This window comes from Acetobacter sp. (genome assembly GCF_047723915.1).
Classification (GTDB): domain Bacteria; phylum Pseudomonadota; class Alphaproteobacteria; order Acetobacterales; family Acetobacteraceae; genus Acetobacter.
This window is the reverse complement of sequence record NZ_JBDOBQ010000010.1, coordinates 1-18,093: the sequence shown is the minus strand read 5'-3', so window position 1 is coordinate 18,093 and position 18,093 is coordinate 1. Positions and strand designations below refer to the sequence as shown.

Sequence of the window (18,093 nt, the reverse complement as noted above, 5' to 3'; positions counted from 1 at the left end):
AGACATCAATGCAGGACACATTTGTTGATATCCACATGCAGGTGATGTGGAACCGGCTGATTTCCGTGGTGGAGGAACAGGCCCAGGCCCTGATCCGCACCGCGTTTTCCACCTCCGTGCGTGAGGCGGGAGACCTGTCGGCCGGTATTTTCGACGTGCGCGGGCGCATGCTGGCCCAGGCCGTGACCGGCACACCCGGGCATGTGAACGCCATGGCGGAATCGGTCGGGCATTTCATAACCGATATCGGGCCGGACAATATCCATGAAGGTGATGTGTACATCACCAACGATCCATGGAAGGGTACGGGCCATCTGCACGATATCACGGTTGTCACGCCGTCTTTTCTCGATGGCAGGCTGATCGGGTATTTTGCCTCTACCGCCCATGTGGTGGATGTGGGTGGCCGAGGCTTCGGGCCGGATGCGAACGAGGTCTATGAAGAAGGCCTGTTCATCCCGATCATGAAACTGTTCGATGCGGGCAGGCAGAACGACACGCTGCTGCATATCGTGCGCAACAACGTGCGTGAGGACGACAAGGTTGTGGGCGATATCTTCGCCCTTGCCGCCTGTAACGATGCGGGCCACAGCCGCCTTGTGGACATGATGCGCGAATTCGGCATGGCCGATCTCGAACATCTGGGCGGGTTCATTCTGGGCCATAGCGGCCGCGCCACGCGCGAACGGCTGGCGGCCCTGCCGCAGGGGCAGTGGACCAACAGCCTGCGCCTTGACGGGTATGACGAACCGGTGGAACTGCACGCGACCCTGACCATCAAGGGCGATACCGTGCATGTCGACTTTTCTGGCACGTCCGGCCCCAGCCGCTTTGGTATCAACGTGCCGCTGGTCTATGTCATGGCGTATGCGTGCTACGGGATCAAATGTATCGTAGCGCCGGAAATTCCCAATAATTTCGGCTCGCTCGAACCCTTCAGCGTGTCCGCGCCCGATAACTGCATTCTCAACGCGCAGCGTCCGGCTCCGGTGTCGGTGCGGCATGTGCTGGGGCATTTCGTGCCCGATCTGGTGCTGGGTGCGCTGCACAAGGCCCTGCCCGACCGCGTTCCGGCGGAAGGGGCTGGTGCGTTGTGGAACCTGCATATGAGCCTGCGCCCCCTGCCGGGCCAGACAGGCCGCAATGCGGAAATGCTCATGTTCAACAGTGGGGGCACGGGTGCGCGCCCCACGCTGGACGGCATGAACGCTACTGCCTTCCCCAGCGGGGTGCATACCATGCCCGTGGAAGCGACCGAGCATGTCGGCCCGGTCATTATCTGGCGCAAGGAACTGCGCGAAGGCTCCGGCGGTGCCGGGCAGTATCGCGGCGGGTTGGGCCAGACGATCGAGATCGAGGCGGCCGAAGGCTACAAACTCCAGTTCTCGGCCATGTTCGACCGGATCGACAACCCCGCTCTGGGCCGCGCGGGCGGGCAGGCGGGCGCACCCGGTTCGGTCGCGCTGGATGACGGCACGCGCCTGCGCGGCAAGGGCAAGCAGGATGTGCCGCCCGGTCGCAGGCTGGTGCTGAACCTGCCGGGTGGCGGCGGTTATGGTGATCCCGCGCAACGCCCGGCCGAATGGCAGGAATACGACACCAGCAACGGCTACGTGGCGGCAGTTGGTCAGTCGGGGCAGGGGGCATGAGCATGGCAGGCAACGCCCCGGGTGCCACGGTATCGGCCAGCGTATCCGCCGCGCCGGCTTCGGGCCCGGTTTCGGCCCCGACCGCCGGCTGTGTGCTCGGTGCGGTGTCCGGTGCGGTATCCGGCCCGTGTTTTGAAAACGCGCGCACGGCGGGTATCCGCCTGTCCGCCGCCATGGCCGCGTCCATGCGTGCGACGGCCCTGCGCGCACAGGGGCGCACGGTGTTCGACCTGTCATTGGGCGAGCCCGACTTCAACACGCCAGCCCCCATCGTGCAGGCAGCGCTTGAGGCCATGCAGGGCGGGTTGACGCATTACACCGGCCCGTCCGGCCTTGCGGTGCTCAAAGACGCCATTATCCGCAAGTTCGCGCGTGAAAACGGGCTGACCTACACGGCGGATGAAATTGCCGTTGGCGTGGGTGCCAAGCAGATCCTGTTCGATCTGTTCATGGGGTCTCTCAACCCCGGTGACACGGTGCTGATCCCGGCCCCCTTCTGGCTCTCCTATCGTGACATGGTGGAGTATAATGGCGGGCAGGCGGTGCTGCTGCCCTGCGGGGCGGAGAGCAACTTCAAGCTCGCGCCCGAACGGCTTGCGGCTGCCATTACCCCGCAGACACGCTGGCTGATGCTCAACAACCCGTCCAACCCGTCGGGTGCCGTGTATACGCAGGCCGAACTGCAGGCGCTGGGGGCCGTGCTTGAACGCCACCCGCAGGTCTGCATCATGTCCGACGAGATTTACGAGCATATCCGCTTTGACGGTGTGGAGGTCTGCTCCTTTCCCAAGGCGTGCCCGGCGCTGAAAGACCGCACGCTGGTGGTGAACGGCGTGTCCAAGGCCTATGCCATGACCGGCTGGCGGCTGGGTTACGCGGCGGGTCCGGCGGGGCTGATCAGGACGCTGAACAAGCTGGAATCGCAAACCACGACCTGCCCGTCCTCCATCTCGCAGGTGGCGGCGGCCGCGGCCCTTGACGGCCCGCAGGATTTTCTGGTCGAGGCGCAGGCCGCCTATACGCGCCGCCGCGCCCTGGTGCTGGACGGGCTGGCCGGAACGGAACTGCGCGTGGTTCCGCCGGATGGCGCGTTCTACATTTTTCCCGAATGCAGCGCCTATCTTGGCCGTTACACGCCCGATGGCCGCCTGATCGGGGATGATATCGCCCTGGCCGACTACCTGCTGGACGAAGGCGGCGTGGCCGTGGTGCCCGGGCAGGCCTTCGGGGTCGGCAATTATCTGCGTCTGTCTTTCGCGACATCGGAGGAGAACCTGCGAACCGCCCTGGCGGCGATGGTCGCGTGTCTCTCCACATTGAAAAAAGGATGATCGGGTCATGAGCAAATTCAAAAAAGTTCTGATAACCGGTGCCGCGGGTGCGCTGGGCCGGCAGTTGCGCCTGTCCGGCCAGGACCTGGCCCCCGCTTTGCGCCTGAGCGACCGCACGGCCATAACGGACCTTGCCGCGTATGAAGACAGCACGGTGGCCGATCTGGGCAACTGGGATGCGGTGCTGGAGGCCGTGCGCGGGTGCGACGCCATCGTGCATCTGGGCGGGCAGGCGGTGGAAGGGCCGTGGACGGATGTGCTGAACGCCAATATCGTCGGCACGTACAATGTGTATGAGGCCGCCCGTCAGTGCGGGGTAAGCCGCATTGTCTATGCCAGCTCCATCCATGCCGTGGGCTTTCATGAACGCACCCACACCATAGACGCCAATGCCCCCAAAAGACCTGACAGCCTCTATGGTGTTTCCAAGGCCTATGCCGAGGACCTGTCGCGCTATTACTTCGACAAGTTCGGGATCGAGAGCGTATGCCTGCGCATCGGCTCGTGTTTTCCCAAGCCCGTGGACCGGCGGCACCTGATCACCTGGCTGTCCTATCGCGACTTCCGCTCCCTTGTGGCCTGCTGTCTGGATGCGCCGCGCGTGGGGCACATGATCAGCTTTGCCACGTCGCGCAACAGCCAGCGGTTCTGGAACAATGACTATGCCTCCGTGCTGGGGTATGCGCCGCAGGACAGCGCAGACGATTACGCGGCCGAGGTCATGGCGCAGGTGGAACAGGGCGACCCGAACGACCCCGCCGTGCGTTTTCAGGGCGGCAGTTTCTGCGCCGCCGGTCATTTTGACGATCTTGCCCGGAAAGGCTGATCCATGTCGGACGTATCCAAGCCGGACCTGCAGGCCGCGTATGATGTCGTGATCGTGGGCGGGGCTGTCGTGGGCAGCGCCACCGCGTATTTTCTGGCGTCCAACCCCGATTTCAAGGGGTCCATCCTGGTGATCGAAAAGGACTGGACTTACCAGAAGGCGGCCACATCGCTGTCATCCAGTTCCATCCGCCACCAGTTCTCCAACCCCCTGAACGTGCAGATGTCCATGTTCGGGGCCGAGTTCATTCGCGATTTCAGGACCATTTCCGCCGTGGAGGGGGACGGCATCGACCTGTCCCTGCATGAAAACGGCTACCTGTTCCTGGCCAATAACGACCGGGCCGAGGCCCTTTTGCGCCGCAACTGCAAAACCCAGACCGATCTGGGGGCCGAAACCGTGCTGCTGGACCAGGCGGAACTGCGCGCGCGTTTTCCGTGGCTGATGGCCGATGACCTGCAACTGGGCAGCTACGGGCTGAGTGGCGAGGGCTGGTTCGACAATACGGGCCTGCTGTTTGGCATGCGGGCCAAGGCGCGGTCGCTGGGTGCGACCTATATCGAAGATGAAGTCGTGGGGCTTGAACGCAACGGCGACCGGGTTACGGCGCTGACCCTGCGCAGCGGGGCCACGGTGTCGTGCGGGGTTATGGTCAATGCGGCGGGCACGCATGGCACGCGGGTTGCGGCCATGGCGGGGCTGGACATTCCGGTCGAGCCACGGCGGCGCTCGCTGTTCGTGGTGGACTGCCGCGACAAGCTGGCGGGCAAGGTGCCGCTGACCATCGACCCCAGCGGCGTGTTCTTCCGGCCCGAGGGGCAGTATTTCCTCATGGGGACCGAACCCGACCCGGACCCTGCGGTCGACCCGGATGATTTCGATATCGCCCATGACGAATTCGAAAACGAGATCTGGCCTGTGCTGGCCGAACGCGTTCCGGTTTTTGAATCGCTCAAGGTCATCCGGTCCTGGGCCGGGCATTACGACTACTGCACGCTGGACCATAACGTGATTGTCGGCCCCCACCCGGAGGTGACGAACTTCCTGTTCGCCAACGGCTTCAGCGGTCATGGCCTGCAACAGTCCCCCGCCATCGGGCGTGGCCTGTCCGAGCAGATTCTGTATGGTGAATACCGGGCACTTGACCTGTCCCCGCTGGGGTATGCCCGCGTGGTCAAGGGCGAACCCTTTGTGGAAGAAGCGGTGATCTGAAAAAACGGCCTTCGGTGCATGCTGCCCGCTGGCCTGAAAGGGACAGTAATGGCGGGCAGGCAGCACCGGTATGGCGTGCAGGTGGTATGGACCGGCAATACCGGGGACGGTACTGCACAATACAGCACCTATGCGCGCGACCATGTGATGAGCGTACCCGGCAAGCCCGCCATTGCCGGGTCGTCCGACCCTGCGTTCCGGGGCGACGCCACCCGCTGGAACCCCGAGGAACTGCTGGTGGCGTCATTATCGGCCTGCCACAAGCTCTGGTATCTGGGCCTGTGCGCGCAGGCGGGGGTTGTCGTGCTTGCGTACGAGGACCGGGCTGAAGGCAGCATGGAGGAACAACCCGACGGCGCAGGCCAGTTTACCGCCGTGGAACTGCACCCCCATGTGACGATTACCGCCACATCCGACCCGGCCATGGCGACCGCACTGCACCACAAGGCCCATGCCATGTGCTTTATTGCCCGCTCCATGAATTTTCCCGTAACGGTTGCCCCTGTCCTGACCGTGCAGGACGCCACGCCCGGCTGAGCGCGGCCCGGGGGTGGCGCAGGGGATGTAGTGCAGGGGATGCAGTGCAGGCGGCTCCGGGACCGGTGGCGCGCCTGACCGGGCTTGGCCGGGCCTGGCTACACCGGACTGAACTGGACTGGACAGGGGCCGTGCATTGGGGTTCGATACGTCTGACACAGCGAAAGACCCCCCATGACCGCAACACCTCACCCTGATGACGCAGGCCGGGCCGCGTCCCTGCTGGCCGCGCAGAACAAGGCGGTAGCCCTGTTCGACATGATCGGGCGTGAACTGGTGCGTCCCGGTGTGACCGAAGCAGCCCTGAGCGAGGAGATCTACGCCATGGCGGAGGCCCGTTTCGGGGTGGCCAGCCACTGGCACCGCCGTGTGGTGCGGTCGGGACCGCATACGCTGCTGCCCTATGTGGAAAACGCCCCGGACAGGACCATAACCGCGGACGACATCCTGTTTGTCGACCTCGGCCCTGTGTTTGATGAGTGGGAGGCCGATTTCGGCCGCACCTTCGTGCTGGGCAACGACCCCGACAAGCTGCGCCTGCGTGATTCGCTCCAGCCCGTGTTCGAGCAGGTGCGGGCTGAATTCGACACCCACCCCGACATGACGGGGGAGGATTTGTACGCCCGCGCCTGTGCGGCGGCGCAGCGTGCGGGGTGGCAGTTCGGGGGCGGCATTGCCGGGCACCTGGTAGGCGATTTCCCGCATGAGGTCATACCCGGTGACCGGGTTGCGTCCTACATCATGCCCGGCAGCACCACACGCCTGCGCGGGGTGGATGCCAGCGGGCGACAGTTGCACTGGATTCTGGAAATTCACCTTGTAGACCGCGCAAAACAGATTGGCGGGTTTTACGAACAGCTCCTGACCGCATGAACGGCGCTGCCCCATTGGGGCAGTTTCAGCACCGGGCCTGCGAAACATTCGATAAACGTTAAAATTTTTGGTGACGCTTTTTTTCAAAAAGCTTCAGGGACCACGCATTCAGAACCCAACCGGCCCGGTTGCGCCCGGTGCTATGGTGTTTTTTAGACAGTCCATGAGGCGTTGCGACGGAACGGCGCCTGCACGACCACCCGTCATGGTAGTGCAGCTATGGAAAACTCGGTTTTTACCAAAGTCTTTTCAGCGGCGGGTGGCGGCCCTGCGGGCCTGCATGTCGCGTAGCAGGTCCTGGTGTGTGGCGTCGATATGGTTGTAGGCAAACGCGGCCAGGGCCTGTTCCTGCCGGTTCAGCCACAGGTCCAGCAGGTGCTTGTGCTCGGCATTGGCCGTTTGCGGGCGGGTTGGCGGGGCAAGGTGGAACAGCACGTAGCGTTCCGCGATCACGTTCAGGCGTTCCACCAGCCGGTATGTCAGCTCCCCCACGCCGGGGCGGATCAGGCAGAGGTGAAAAGCCCTGTTGCGTTCGGCCCTTTCTTCCGCCGGGGCGGTGCTGAAGGCGGTAAACGCGGCGCGTGCGCGGTCGTGGTCGGCCTCGGTCGCCCGCAGGCTGCCCGCCACGGCGGCGTCGGGTTCCAGCTTGGCGCGCAGGGTAAACACCTCGTCCGCTTCGGCCAGTGTCATGGCGGTCACGACAAAGCCGCGGTTGACGTAGGACGCCACCAGCCCGTCCTGTTCCAGCCGGGCCAGAGCCTCGCGCAGCGGAATTTTGCTGATCCCGAATTCCGCCGCCAGCGTGTCCTGGCGAATGGGTTCGCCATCGGCCAGTTCGCCCGAGACAATGCGCGCGCGCAACAGGTGAAAAAGCTGGTCGGGCAGGGAACGGGTATTGAGCAGGCCCGCCCGTGCGCCTGCCGTGCCAGCCCGTGCGGCACCTGGTCCCGCAAGACCGGCCGCGCCAGTGCCCGCTGTGCCATTACCCGCCATGCCAGTACCCGCCGTGCTGTGCCGCGCGCCATAGTGTTGTGTGTCACGGGCGCTGTTTTCCACGCCACGTTCCCCTGCTTGGTCGTGCGTGGCGTGACGGGTCTGTTCGGGGGCCTGTTCGCTGTGTTCTTCGGCCTTTTCCCCGCCGGGGGCGCGGGGCGGGGGCTGCGTGCGCCTGCGGGTGGCCAGCCGGGCCGGGCGTTCCGGCCGGGCCGCCATGGGCTGGCTTGCGGCACTGGCGGGGGAATGGCCCGGTTGCTGGCGGTTCATGGCGCAATGCCCCTTTTTTCAGTCTGTATCCCCGGTCTGGCCCGGGTGGGCGCCCGCAGGCGGGACAACCACCCGGCGCGGTGCTGCGTTCAGGTAACCTGAAAGCCCTGCCAGAACCGGTCGTCACGGTCGATCCAGATGGTGTTGAAGCCGGTGGCTATGGCCGAGCCGGTAATCAGCGGAATAATGGCGGGCGTGTCGCCCACTGTGGTGGTGCCGCCAATGCGGCCCTTGAACTCGCTTTTGATATAGCTCTGATGTGTAAAGGCTTCGGCCTGGTCTTCACGCACGATGCCCTTGTGCCACAGATGCGCCAGCCGGGCCGATGTGCCAGTGCCGCAGGGGCTGCGGTCTATGGCCTTGTCCCCGTAAAAGACGGCGTTGCGGCCCTGTGTGGCCGGGTTGGCCCCCGGTTCGGCCCACAGAACGTGGCTGACCCCGGCAATGGTGGAATCCAGCGGGTGGACGGGGGTGTATTTCTCACGCACGAGGGTGCGGATAATGGGGCTGAGTTCAAGGATTTTGCCCGCACCCAGCGCGTCCAGCGTCGTGTAGGGCCCCTGGGGTTCCACAATGGCGTAGAAATTGCCGCCATAGGACACGTCGACAGTCAGCGGGCCGAAGCCGGGCACGTCGATCTCGATCCCCGTTTTAGCCACCCAGGCGGGCACGTTGCGGATGGTCACGCTGCTGACGCGCTTGCCCTCGGTGGTGTAGGTAATGTCAATGATCCCGGCGGGCACTTCCAGCTTCAGGCTGCCCGGCGTGCGCGGGGTCAGCAGTCCGTTTTCCAGCGCGAAGGTGACAAGCCCTATGGTGCCATGCCCGCACATGGGCAGGCAGCCGCTGGTTTCTATGAACAGGATGCCGCCATCCGTATCCTCCCGCGTGGGGGGGTAGAGAAAGCCGCCGCTCATCATGTCATGGCCGCGCGGTTCAAAGCACAGCCCGGTGCGGATCCAGTCGAAACGGTTGAGAAAATCCTGGCGTCTTTCGCTCATGGAGGAGCCGGCCAGCAGGGGCGCTCCACCCGCCACAAGGCGAACGGGGTTGCCGGCCGTATGTCCGTCTACGCAGAAAAATGTATGGCGCACGGTTCTGTCCTTGCATTGGGGTGTGGCGGGGCAGTGCCAGCCTGTGGGGTCAGACTGTGGGCCAGCCGGTACGGGCGTGCGCCGCCCCTGCCTGTCCCGCATCTTGATTTCGATAACGATTCGTATACGATAAACGAAATTAAACCGGAAGGAAAAATCTCTCCGACCGGAACCAGCCAGCACCACCCCGCCCGATGACGTGGGGGTGGCCTCGCGCGCGTGTTCTGTGGCAGAACGCGGCCGGGACAAGAACGCCGTGCGGCCTGCCGCGCGGCACCAGTCAGGATCGCCACGGTGATCGCACGGATCGTTATGGGGTTTTCCATGCGGGTCTGCTCCGGCAGGCCCATGGTGAAGCATATCCCGGTGGATCGTATTCCAGCGGCGCATGTCGGGGCCACCCGCACGCGCTCGCCCGGGAGCACCATACGGAGCGCCATTCGAGGCAGGGGATGTTGAGGAATGAGGTGTCGGTAATGCAGCAATCGCAGGAAGTATCCTTCAAGCGGTCCCTGTCCCTGGTGGACCTGACCCTGCTTGGTTTCGGGTCCATGTTCGGGTCGGGGTGGCTGTTCGCCGCATCGCATGTGGCGGCCCTTGCCGGGCCTGCCAGTATTTTTTCCTGGCTGGCGGGGGGTGTTGCGGTCTTCTTCCTGGGGCTGGTGTATTGCGAACTGTCCGCCGCCCTGCCCAAGGCGGGCGGCATCGTGCGCTACCCGGCTTATGCCCATGGCCCGCTTCTGGGCTCCCTGCTCGGGTTTATCACGGTTATCGCCTATTCCAGCCTGACTTCGGTGGAAATCGTGGCCGCGCGCCAGTATGCCGGGTCCTGGATTCCGGGGCTGACCCGCAACGTCGCGGGCGACCCCACGCTGCTGGGCTGGTTCGTGCAGTTCGCGGCCCTGTGTTTCATGGCCAAGCTGAACATGTCCACGGTCAAGACCTTCGCGGTCTTCAACAACATCATCACCATTTTCAAGTTCGTGGTGCCCTCGCTCGTGATCGTGTGCCTGTTCATGTATGTGCGGGGCGACAACTTCCACAGCCACGGCTTTGCCCCCCATGGCTGGCAGAGCCTCGAGACCGCCATTTCCACCGGCGGCATCATTTTCGCCTATCTGGGCCTGACACCCATCGTGGCCGTGGCGGGTGAGGCCAAGGACCCCCAGCGCACCATTCCGCTCGCGCTCATGCTGTCGGTGGTCATGGCCGCGCTGGTTTATGTGCTGTTGCAGTTCGTGTTCGTGGGCGCCGTGCCCCCCAGCCTGCTGACCGATGGCTGGCACGGCGTAAACCGCGCGCTGTCGCTGCCGTTCCATGACCTGGCCGTCATGCTGGGGCTGGGCTGGCTGGCTTCGTGCGTGGTGCTGGACGCTATTATTTCCCCCTCCGGCACGGGCAATATCTACATGGGGTCGTGTTCGCGCGTGGTGTTCGCCTGGGCGCAGACCGGCACGTTCAGTTCCTGGTTCGCCAAGCTGGACCCCAAGACCAACAGCCCCCGCCGCGCCGTGCTGCTGACCTTCGGGCTGAGCGTGTTCTGGATGCTGCCTTTCCCCTCGTGGGATGCGCTGATCGGCGTCGTGTCCTCCGCCCTGGTCATGAGCTACACCTTCACCCCCGTTGCCGCAGGCGCCCTGCGGCGCACCAACCCCGATCTGGCCCGGCCTTTCCAGGTGCCGTTCATGGGCTTTGTCGGGCCGGTGGCGTTCATTGTCGCCACGCTCATTATTTTCTGGTCGGGCTGGACCATCCTGTCCTGGCTGCTCAGCCTCCAGCTTATTTTCATTGCCGGTTCGGTGCTGGTGCGCCACCTGGTGCAGAAAATCGACTGCCGCGAGGACCTGCGCAGCTGCGGCTGGGTCATTGCGTATTTCGCGGGGCTTCTGGCCTTCTCGCGCGTGGGGTCGTTCGAGGGGCTGAACCTTATCCCCCACCCGCTGGACGATGTGGCGGTGGCGCTGTTCGCCTGGGCGATCTATGCCATCGGGGTTCGTACCGCCCACCGCGATACGGGCCTTGCGGAGGAAGAAGAAGTGATCATACACGCCCAGGCAGAGGCCGTGCGCGCCACCATTGGCGTGCAGTAAGGCGCGTTTTCGCGCCATCCCCGGCAGGTCATTCCAAATTGGAATGACCTCATGGGTGAACATTGTTTTGCACAAAGAACAGTCTGGGCGAAGCTGCCTGCCATGCCCCCGCCCCCCGATGGACCGGTCCACCGGGCGGGGCGGGTCAGGTGGCGGCGTGCCGGCCATCCGTAGGGGTGCCGTCCGTGTGGCGGGCCCTGTTTTTGTGGTTTGTGTCTGACAATAGGAACGTGGCGGAAAGCAATGAGCATTACGGATGATCCTCGCAGTCACGGTTTATGGGGGCAGAGTGCCTGCGCCGCCCCGCTGACCGCGCCCCTGTCGCAAGACAGCACTGTCGATGTGGTGGTGGTGGGGGCGGGCTATACCGGCCTGTCAGCCGCCCTGCATCTGGCGTCCGCCGGGCGCAGCGTGGCCGTGCTGGAAGCGAAGGCCATCGGGTATGGCGGGTCGGGCCGCAATGTCGGGCTGGTGAACGCGGCCCTGTGGAACATGCCGTCCGAAGTGTTCGAGACCCTTGGCCCCAAATACGGCGCGCGGGTGCTGACCCTGCTGGGCCACGGGCCGGATCTGGTGTTCAAGATCGTGGAACGTTTCGGCCTGGATTGCGAGGCCGAACATACCGGCACGCTGCACTGCGCGCCTGACGCCGCCGGGCTCAAGGCCCTTGGCGAGCGCGAACGCCAGTGGCAGCGCCTGGGTGCCCCCGTGCGCCTGCTGGACGCGGCGCAGACACGGCGGCAGACCGGCACATCCCTGTATCGCGGCGCGTTGCTGGACATGCGCGCGGGCACCATCCAGCCGCTGTCCTATGCGCGCGGGCTGGCCGGTGCCGCACAGGCCGCGGGTGCTGCCATCTACACCGGAACCCCCGTGACCGGGGCCGAGAAAGTGGGCGAAACCTGGCATGTGCGCACGCCGGGTGGCACGGTGCGGGCCAAATGGGTCATTGTCGCCACCAACGCCTATACGGTCGCCCCCTGGACCGAACTGCGCGAAGAGGTGGTTGCCCTGCCGTATTTCAACTTCGCCACGCGCCCGCTTTCGGCGGACCAGTTGTCCCGCGTGCTGCCCGACCGCCAGGGTGCCTGGGACACGCGCGAGGTTCTGACATCCTTCCGCCTGGACCGGGCGGGGCGGCTGATCGTGGGCAGCATTGGCGCGCTCAAGGGTGTGGCGCGCAAGGTGCACCATGACTGGTCCCGCCGGGTGCTGGCCAGACTCTACCCCGAACTGGCCCATGAAGGGTTCGAGAGCGAATGGTACGGCACCATCGGCATGACCACCGATTCCGTGCCGCGCTACCACAGGTTCGATGACACGGTGCTGTCCCTGAGCGGTTATAACGGCCGTGGCATTTCCACGGGGACTGCATTCGGCCGTGTGCTGGCCCGCCGTATCTGCGGGGAGCTGGGCGATGACGACATGCCCCTGCCTGTAACCCCCACCGCATCCGTGCCCCGGCGTGCGTTGCAGGAACACATGTACGCCCACGGGTCCGTTGCCGTGCATGCCATTTCCGACCGTCTCTAAGTCCTGAGCCGACCAAGTTTTTTCCACGAAAGCCGAGAAGTCATGAGTTCGATCCAACACGACGTGAAAAGCATTTTCCATAAGCTGGGCGTGCCCGAAAGTGCCTATACCGGCGGTACGCTGGCCGTGCGCACCCCTGTCACGGGCGAGATCATCGCCCATGTGCCCGAAGTGTCCGCAGCCCAGGCCGATACGGTCATTGCGGAGGCGACAGAGGCGTTCAAGGCATGGCGTACCGTGCCCGCGCCGCGCCGGGGCGAACTGGTGCGCCTGCTGGGCAATGTCCTGCGCGACAACAAGGACCTGCTGGGCCGCCTGGTCTCGATCGAGGCGGGCAAGGTGGTGTCCGAAGGTCTGGGCGAAGTGCAGGAAATGATCGATATCTGCGATTTCGCGGTCGGTCTGTCCCGCCAGCTTTACGGCCTGACCATCCAGTCCGAACGTCCCGAACACCGGCTGATGGAACAGTGGCACCCCATGGGTGTCGTGGGCATTATCTCGGCCTTCAACTTCCCGGTTGCCGTGTGGTCGTGGAATGCGGCTCTGGCTCTGGTCTGTGGCGATTCCATCGTCTGGAAACCGTCCGAAAAAACCCCGCTGACCGCACTGGCCACCCAGGCGCTGTTCGAAAAAGCGGCGGAAGCTTTCGGCGGCGTGCCCGCGGGGCTGAGCGGGCTGCTGATCGGCGGGGCCGATATCGGTCGCCAGCTTGTCGATGACAGCCGCGTGCCGGTTATTTCCGCCACCGGGTCCACCCGTATGGGCCGCGCCGTGGGCGGGGCCGTGGCCCGTCGCTTCGGCCGCGCCATTCTGGAACTGGGCGGCAACAATGCCTCCATCGTCACGCCTTCTGCCGATCTGGACATGACCCTGCGCGCCGTGGCCTTTGGCGCCATGGGCACGGCGGGCCAGCGCTGCACCACGCTGCGTCGCCTGATCGTGCATTCCTCCGTGTATGACACGCTGGTGCCGCGCCTCAAGCAGGTGTACGGCGCGATCAGCGTCGGCAGCCCGCTGACGTCCGACGCCCTTGTCGGCCCGTTGATCGACGAAGCCTCGTTCAACGCCATGCAGGAAAGCCTTGGGGCCGCAAAGGCCGCCGGTGGCGTGGTGTGCGGTGGCGAACGGGTTGACGTGAATGGCGCGGCCTCGTTCTACGTGCGCCCGGCGCTGGTGGAAATGTCCGCACAGACCGGCCCCGTGCTGGAAGAAACCTTTGCCCCCATCCTGTATGTTCTGAAATACGACACGCTGGAACAGGCCATTGCCTTGCAGAACGACGTGGTGCAGGGCCTGTCGTCCTCCATCTTCACCACCGACGTGCGGGAGCTTGAGCAGTATATTTCCGCCGCCGGGTCCGACTGCGGGATCGCCAACGTGAATATCGGCCCCTCGGGTGCGGAAATTGGCGGTGCCTTCGGGGGTGAAAAGGAAACCGGTGGCGGGCGTGAATCCGGCTCCGATGCATGGAAAGGCTACATGCGCCGCCAGACCAACACGGTCAATTACGGGCGCACGCTGCCTCTGGCCCAGGGCGTGAAGTTCGACGTGGGCTGACCCTTACCATAAGCCAGACCCGGTAAAAGACATGAACGGCGCAGGAGGTTTCCTCCTGCGCCGTTTTGCGTTGCACGTGTCCGCTCCAGGCTGTCGCGGCCTCCTGGCAAGCCGTCCAGATAGCCCCGCTGGTTTCCACAGTGCGCATTGATGCGCCCGAAAAGTGCTATCCGGTCCCGCGCCACTTCACTCATGTGATACTTGCCTTCTGGCCGGATATCCCGGCAGCGGCGCGTAGCGCGGAAGACAGGGCCTGCGCCAGAAGCAGGACCCCCGCGATTTTTCGGCCGGCGCGACACCCGGTGAACACGGGATGACCTGGGGCCATTCCTGTTCCGTGCCGAAAGACCGGATCGGGGTACGTAAATCCCGTTTCCGGGAAGATGCCACCTATCGAGGCGGCTAAGCATGCAGGCATGACAGTATCTCGCACTCTTCATGTTATCTCCGGGCTTCCTCGTTCGGGATCAACCCTGTTGGCGGCTCTCCTGCGCCAACATCCCGATGTTCATGCACCGGGGCATAATACACCCGTCGCACCCATGCTGGTCCGTCTGATGTCGGTGATGAGCGAGGGAGAATACGAAACGGAGTTTCATGACGGTCAATGGCAGCGGCTTATGCGGGGTGTGGTCGAAGGCTACCATGCCGGTTCGCATGACAAACCGGTTCTTGTCGATGTCAGCCGCGAATGGTGCGCCCATGTCCCGCTTCTTGCCGCGCTTTACCCCGGTGCGAAAGTGATCTGCTGCGTAAGAGATCCGGTCTGGATCCTGAATTCTTTCGAACGGCTTATTGCGCGTGACCCTCTTTTACGCTCCAGGCTGGTTCCGATTGCTCATCGTGCCACCCAGCATGACCGGATCGACTATCTGATGTCTCGGGATGGCGCATTTGGTTACGCCTGGCGGCTGATGAATGACGTGTTTTTCGGCCCCTGTGCGGATCGCATTATTGTGGTCGATTACGACCGTCTCGTTCATGATCCCTGTAGTGTCCTGGCAAAATTGGGAACATGTCTTGGACTGAGCGCATTTTCCTATGACCCGGAGCATGTGAAAGGACTGGACACGTCATCCTTTGACACAGCACTTGGCACACCGGGTCTGCATGATGTCCGCCCCCGCGTGGCGGCGACGGGGCATGTGCTGACGCTGCCCCCCTATGTTGTGGAAAGGCTTGCGCACCAGATGTTCTGGCGTGAATCCAAACTCAACAGGGGGGCGGCTGTTATCGCCTGAATCGTGCCGTGCGTCTCAGTTCGGACGGGTTGATTCCGAACTGTTTGCGGAAAGCAGCCGAAAAATGCCCCGGATTGGTGTAACCCAGCGCGGTTGCAATGCTGAGAATGGACTGGTCATCGGCAAGCAACAGGCGACGTGCTTCGTCCATCCTTTCCTTCTGGAACAGGGCATAAACGCTACTGCCAAACAGGAGCCGGAAACCACGTTGCAGGCGTGAGACGCTCATGCCCGCCTGACGCGCGAGAAGATCAAGCCGGGGTGGGGCGGCAAGATCGGCAAACAGGAAATCGCGGACATTCTGCAGGCGTCTGCTCTCGGCGCGGGAAAGACGTGTCGGCGTTTCGTCAGGCCCGAAAATCTGTTCGACCAGCAGCCCCATGAAAGAGAGGCTCCCGCCCAGCATCTGCAGTTGGGTACCCGGCGTCGTGCGGGTGCGTGCCGCTCTCAGGCTGCCTGCCAGTCCCAGAAGGTCCCGGCTTCCCCGGATCTGATTGAAGCAGTGCCCCGAACGCAGGCGTCGGTCCAGAACTGTTGCGTCTTCGGCTGACAACTCGGCGAGCATGGACGGGCTGATGGCGACTGTAACGCCAGACCCTGCCCCCGCAGTCTTGGTGAAATCGATCAGACATCCAGGGCGATAGGCGACATAGGCGTCATCGCAACCACCTTGGGTGTCGTACGAGGCAAGCCCGTCATGGCAGCGGGCCTCCAGGCGTGCGCTACCATCGGTATAGGCTCCGAAATAGATCAGATCATCGTCGTGGCGAACCGAATAACGGAAGTCTTTTTCCGTCGCGGACTGCCAGTACAGGATACGAATACCGATATTCAGAGCAATAAGCTGGGTATGAGCGTTGATCGTCACGACGGCAGGCAGAGCTTCGGCCGCATCGGAGCCGGTATACACGCTCTGTGCCGAGATTGTATCGCCGGGGTCGTAGCCGCGTGCCGTCTCGGGGGGTGTCTTTACCATTTATCACGCATCCCGGCCAATCTTGCGTGGTCGTTTTCCATCGTGGACAATACCATCAGGCATCTGACATATCTTGTCCGCAGGGGAGTTTGTATGGCATCAGGCGTGGAGAGAATCATGAACTCTTCCTTGTGGTAACTGCGCCACAAAGAAAGATAAATCGTAATCTCGCAAATCAAGAAATATAACGATGGAGGCACTATCGACATATTATGTGATTTTTATTCTTCATTGAACAAAGAGCAGTTTTGCCGTCTGTCCAGCATATCCGCGTCCGGCTGAAAATTATACAAAACCAGATATTGATTTGAATAGATCGGCCCGTTTTCAATTTTGTATTCGCAGACAGCTTTTGCTATCTTCACGACAGTTCTGAGCATGAGCCTGATTGACCGGGATTTCTCCACAGAACCGTGATTCCCTAAAAGCGTTATGGCATAAGGTACAGCGCGCATTATTCATGCCACACATAAACACCGTCGCCCTTGGCACGCTTTTTGTATCAGTATTCAGGGCACGCTATACCAGATACCAGCCGGAATCTTGTTCTGACATTTTTCATGAACGAATATCAACTTACCAGCGTCCTCTCAGGAGCGTCTATTAACCAAAATATTCTTTTCCATTATCGATCGGCAATGCTTGATCTCAAGCGGTTCTGCGTCATAATGGCAAGGCTGTTTGACGTATCCATGTTACAATTTTTAAAAAAACTATTATAGGATAATATGATATGGAAAAACTGTTAAACTCTAGCGGTGACGATATTCTTGATATGTTTCCTCGTCTGGCCGACCTTGGTAGCGGTGCTTTCGGCGAAGATGCCGATACTTTTGGCGATACACTACGTGAAGTTATTCAGGACGACCCGGAAACGCGGGGTCTGTTGTTCAAAATACAAGCGATAGACGAATTAAGGCTTTGTCTGACCTATTGCGATGAAGATATCGAGCATGTCAGTCGGGTTGTGCTTGGTATAAACCCTACAGCTGAGCCTGATGAACCACCTGAGTGGGGACGCTTTGCAGACTTGCGGGCATTCTGGTCTGCTGTTCTGAATGCTTTTGAAAATGACCCGGAAGTGCAGGCGGGCAGAAATTTACCCCGAGCCGACACAGGAGGGTATTTGTCATCGTGGTCGATGACTGACGAAGCTGAATCACATAATCGCGTGGTGGGCGGTTACGTGCTACGAAAACATGTTGATCTGACAGATACTTATATCGAGCAGCGGATTACGAAGGAAAAGCGTAATTCTGTTTCATTCTTCACATCGAAGGACGAAGCGGAATGTATCATTCACCCGGTGCTTATAGATAATTCTGATAAAATCGATGGCTGGCTTGTGGACGCAGGGACAGGTGCTCGGCTGGATCTTGAAGGATATATCTCTGGAAAGGGGGCTGTCGTTATCGGGAGTGCCAATCGGCAACGCAGGACTGCGCGACGTATCCGCGTTACAATTGTCAGAAGAGAATATAATGGGATGATCTATTATATCCACACTGTCAAACTGTACCAATGACAACATGCGCGACATGGTTTCCTTATGTAAAAAATATCAAAAATACAGTCTCCTTTCGCCCTCTTTTCTTTTTCAGTTATAAAACGGTATCGCAACAAAATAAAAATAATCCCTGCAAGGGAAATATGGCGGATATCCTTCGAAACGATATTGCTTTTTCAAAAACTTGACGCCAAAAAGCGACGTTGGGAGCATAAATTTTATGCTCCCCTTTGCGTTCAAGAGAAATGAAAAAAATGGCCAAGAAAATTATATCTGCTTTCCTTTCTTGTTGCTTGCTCACAGCCCTGTCTGGCTGTGCAGATTTCAAAGAAAAATTTGATGCAAGCGAAGTGACGTGCCCCCCGGAAATGTAACCATTTTAAAGTAGAGTCCGATCGAGAAGG

Annotated in this window: 14 protein-coding genes and 1 pseudogene; 12 read left to right on the top strand and 3 right to left on the bottom strand. The window is 61.8% G+C overall.

The window, feature by feature from the left end:
• Nucleotides 1-8: 8 nt before the first annotated feature.
• The 6 genes from ABF990_RS07505 to ABF990_RS07480 all read left to right on the top strand — a co-directional run bounded on the left by ABF990_RS07505 (nucleotide 9) and on the right by ABF990_RS07480 (nucleotide 6,428).
• Nucleotides 9-1,649 carry a hydantoinase B/oxoprolinase family protein gene (locus ABF990_RS07505; RefSeq protein ID WP_415500569.1) on the top strand — a complete coding sequence of 547 codons (1,641 nt, stop codon included), beginning with the start codon at nucleotides 9-11 and terminating at the stop codon, nucleotides 1,647-1,649.
• A gap of 2 nt (nucleotides 1,650-1,651) precedes the next feature.
• Entirely contained in the window at nucleotides 1,652-2,980 is a 1,329-nt protein-coding gene (locus ABF990_RS07500; protein WP_415491550.1) for a pyridoxal phosphate-dependent aminotransferase, read from the top strand.
• Nucleotides 2,981-2,987: 7 nt separating this feature from the next.
• Complete coding sequence (locus ABF990_RS07495; protein ID WP_415500568.1) at nucleotides 2,988-3,806, top strand: NAD-dependent epimerase/dehydratase family protein; 819 nt, start codon at nucleotides 2,988-2,990, stop codon at nucleotides 3,804-3,806.
• Nucleotides 3,807-3,809: 3 nt separating this feature from the next.
• Nucleotides 3,810-5,018 (top strand): NAD(P)/FAD-dependent oxidoreductase, encoded by a 1,209-nt coding sequence (locus tag ABF990_RS07490; RefSeq protein WP_415500567.1) that lies wholly within the window; start codon nucleotides 3,810-3,812, stop codon nucleotides 5,016-5,018.
• Nucleotides 5,019-5,066: 48 nt separating this feature from the next.
• Complete coding sequence (locus tag ABF990_RS07485) at nucleotides 5,067-5,555, top strand: OsmC family protein (protein WP_415500566.1); 489 nt, start codon at nucleotides 5,067-5,069, stop codon at nucleotides 5,553-5,555.
• Nucleotides 5,556-5,729: 174 nt separating this feature from the next.
• Nucleotides 5,730-6,428: a M24 family metallopeptidase gene (locus ABF990_RS07480; RefSeq protein WP_415500565.1), complete on the top strand. Its 699-nt coding sequence runs from the start codon at nucleotides 5,730-5,732 to the stop codon at nucleotides 6,426-6,428.
• A gap of 249 nt (nucleotides 6,429-6,677) precedes the next feature.
• Here ABF990_RS07480 and ABF990_RS07475 read toward each other — a convergent pair whose 3' ends face one another.
• Nucleotides 6,678-7,691, bottom strand: a complete 1,014-nt coding sequence (locus ABF990_RS07475) for a GntR family transcriptional regulator (protein ID WP_415500564.1) — start codon at nucleotides 7,689-7,691, stop codon at nucleotides 6,678-6,680.
• Between the two features lie 89 nt (nucleotides 7,692-7,780).
• Complete coding sequence (locus tag ABF990_RS07470) at nucleotides 7,781-8,785, bottom strand: 4-hydroxyproline epimerase (RefSeq protein ID WP_415506537.1); 1,005 nt, start codon at nucleotides 8,783-8,785, stop codon at nucleotides 7,781-7,783.
• Nucleotides 8,786-9,261: 476 nt separating this feature from the next.
• On the opposite strand from ABF990_RS07470, the gene ABF990_RS07465 reads away from it, so the two are divergent.
• The 4 genes from ABF990_RS07465 (at nucleotide 9,262) to ABF990_RS07450 (ending at nucleotide 15,206) form a co-directional block, all read left to right on the top strand.
• The gene (locus ABF990_RS07465) at nucleotides 9,262-10,875 is read left to right on the top strand and encodes an APC family permease (protein WP_415491542.1); all 1,614 of its coding nucleotides are present in this window, start codon (nucleotides 9,262-9,264) and stop codon (nucleotides 10,873-10,875) included.
• Nucleotides 10,876-11,118: 243 nt separating this feature from the next.
• Complete coding sequence (locus ABF990_RS07460; protein ID WP_415491541.1) at nucleotides 11,119-12,408, top strand: NAD(P)/FAD-dependent oxidoreductase; 1,290 nt, start codon at nucleotides 11,119-11,121, stop codon at nucleotides 12,406-12,408.
• Nucleotides 12,409-12,450: 42 nt separating this feature from the next.
• Nucleotides 12,451-13,965 carry an aldehyde dehydrogenase family protein gene (locus tag ABF990_RS07455; RefSeq protein WP_415491540.1) on the top strand — a complete coding sequence of 505 codons (1,515 nt, stop codon included), beginning with the start codon at nucleotides 12,451-12,453 and terminating at the stop codon, nucleotides 13,963-13,965.
• Nucleotides 13,966-14,381: 416 nt separating this feature from the next.
• Entirely contained in the window at nucleotides 14,382-15,206 is an 825-nt protein-coding gene (locus ABF990_RS07450) for a sulfotransferase family protein (RefSeq protein ID WP_415500562.1), read from the top strand.
• On the opposite strand, the gene ABF990_RS07445 is transcribed toward ABF990_RS07450, so the two are convergent.
• A complete protein-coding gene (locus tag ABF990_RS07445) occupies nucleotides 15,196-16,182 on the bottom strand; it encodes a helix-turn-helix transcriptional regulator (protein ID WP_415500561.1) in 987 nt (328 codons plus the stop codon). The genes ABF990_RS07450 and ABF990_RS07445 overlap by 11 nt on opposite strands.
• A gap of 775 nt (nucleotides 16,183-16,957) precedes the next feature.
• On the opposite strand from ABF990_RS07445, the pseudogene ABF990_RS07440 reads away from it, so the two are divergent.
• Nucleotides 16,958-17,284, top strand: a pseudogene (locus ABF990_RS07440) (hypothetical protein); the annotation flags it as partial.
• A gap of 39 nt (nucleotides 17,285-17,323) precedes the next feature.
• Nucleotides 17,324-17,707 carry an RNase A-like domain-containing protein gene (locus ABF990_RS07435; RefSeq protein WP_415500573.1) on the top strand — a complete coding sequence of 128 codons (384 nt, stop codon included), beginning with the start codon at nucleotides 17,324-17,326 and terminating at the stop codon, nucleotides 17,705-17,707.
• The last annotated feature ends 386 nt before the right edge of the window (nucleotides 17,708-18,093 follow it).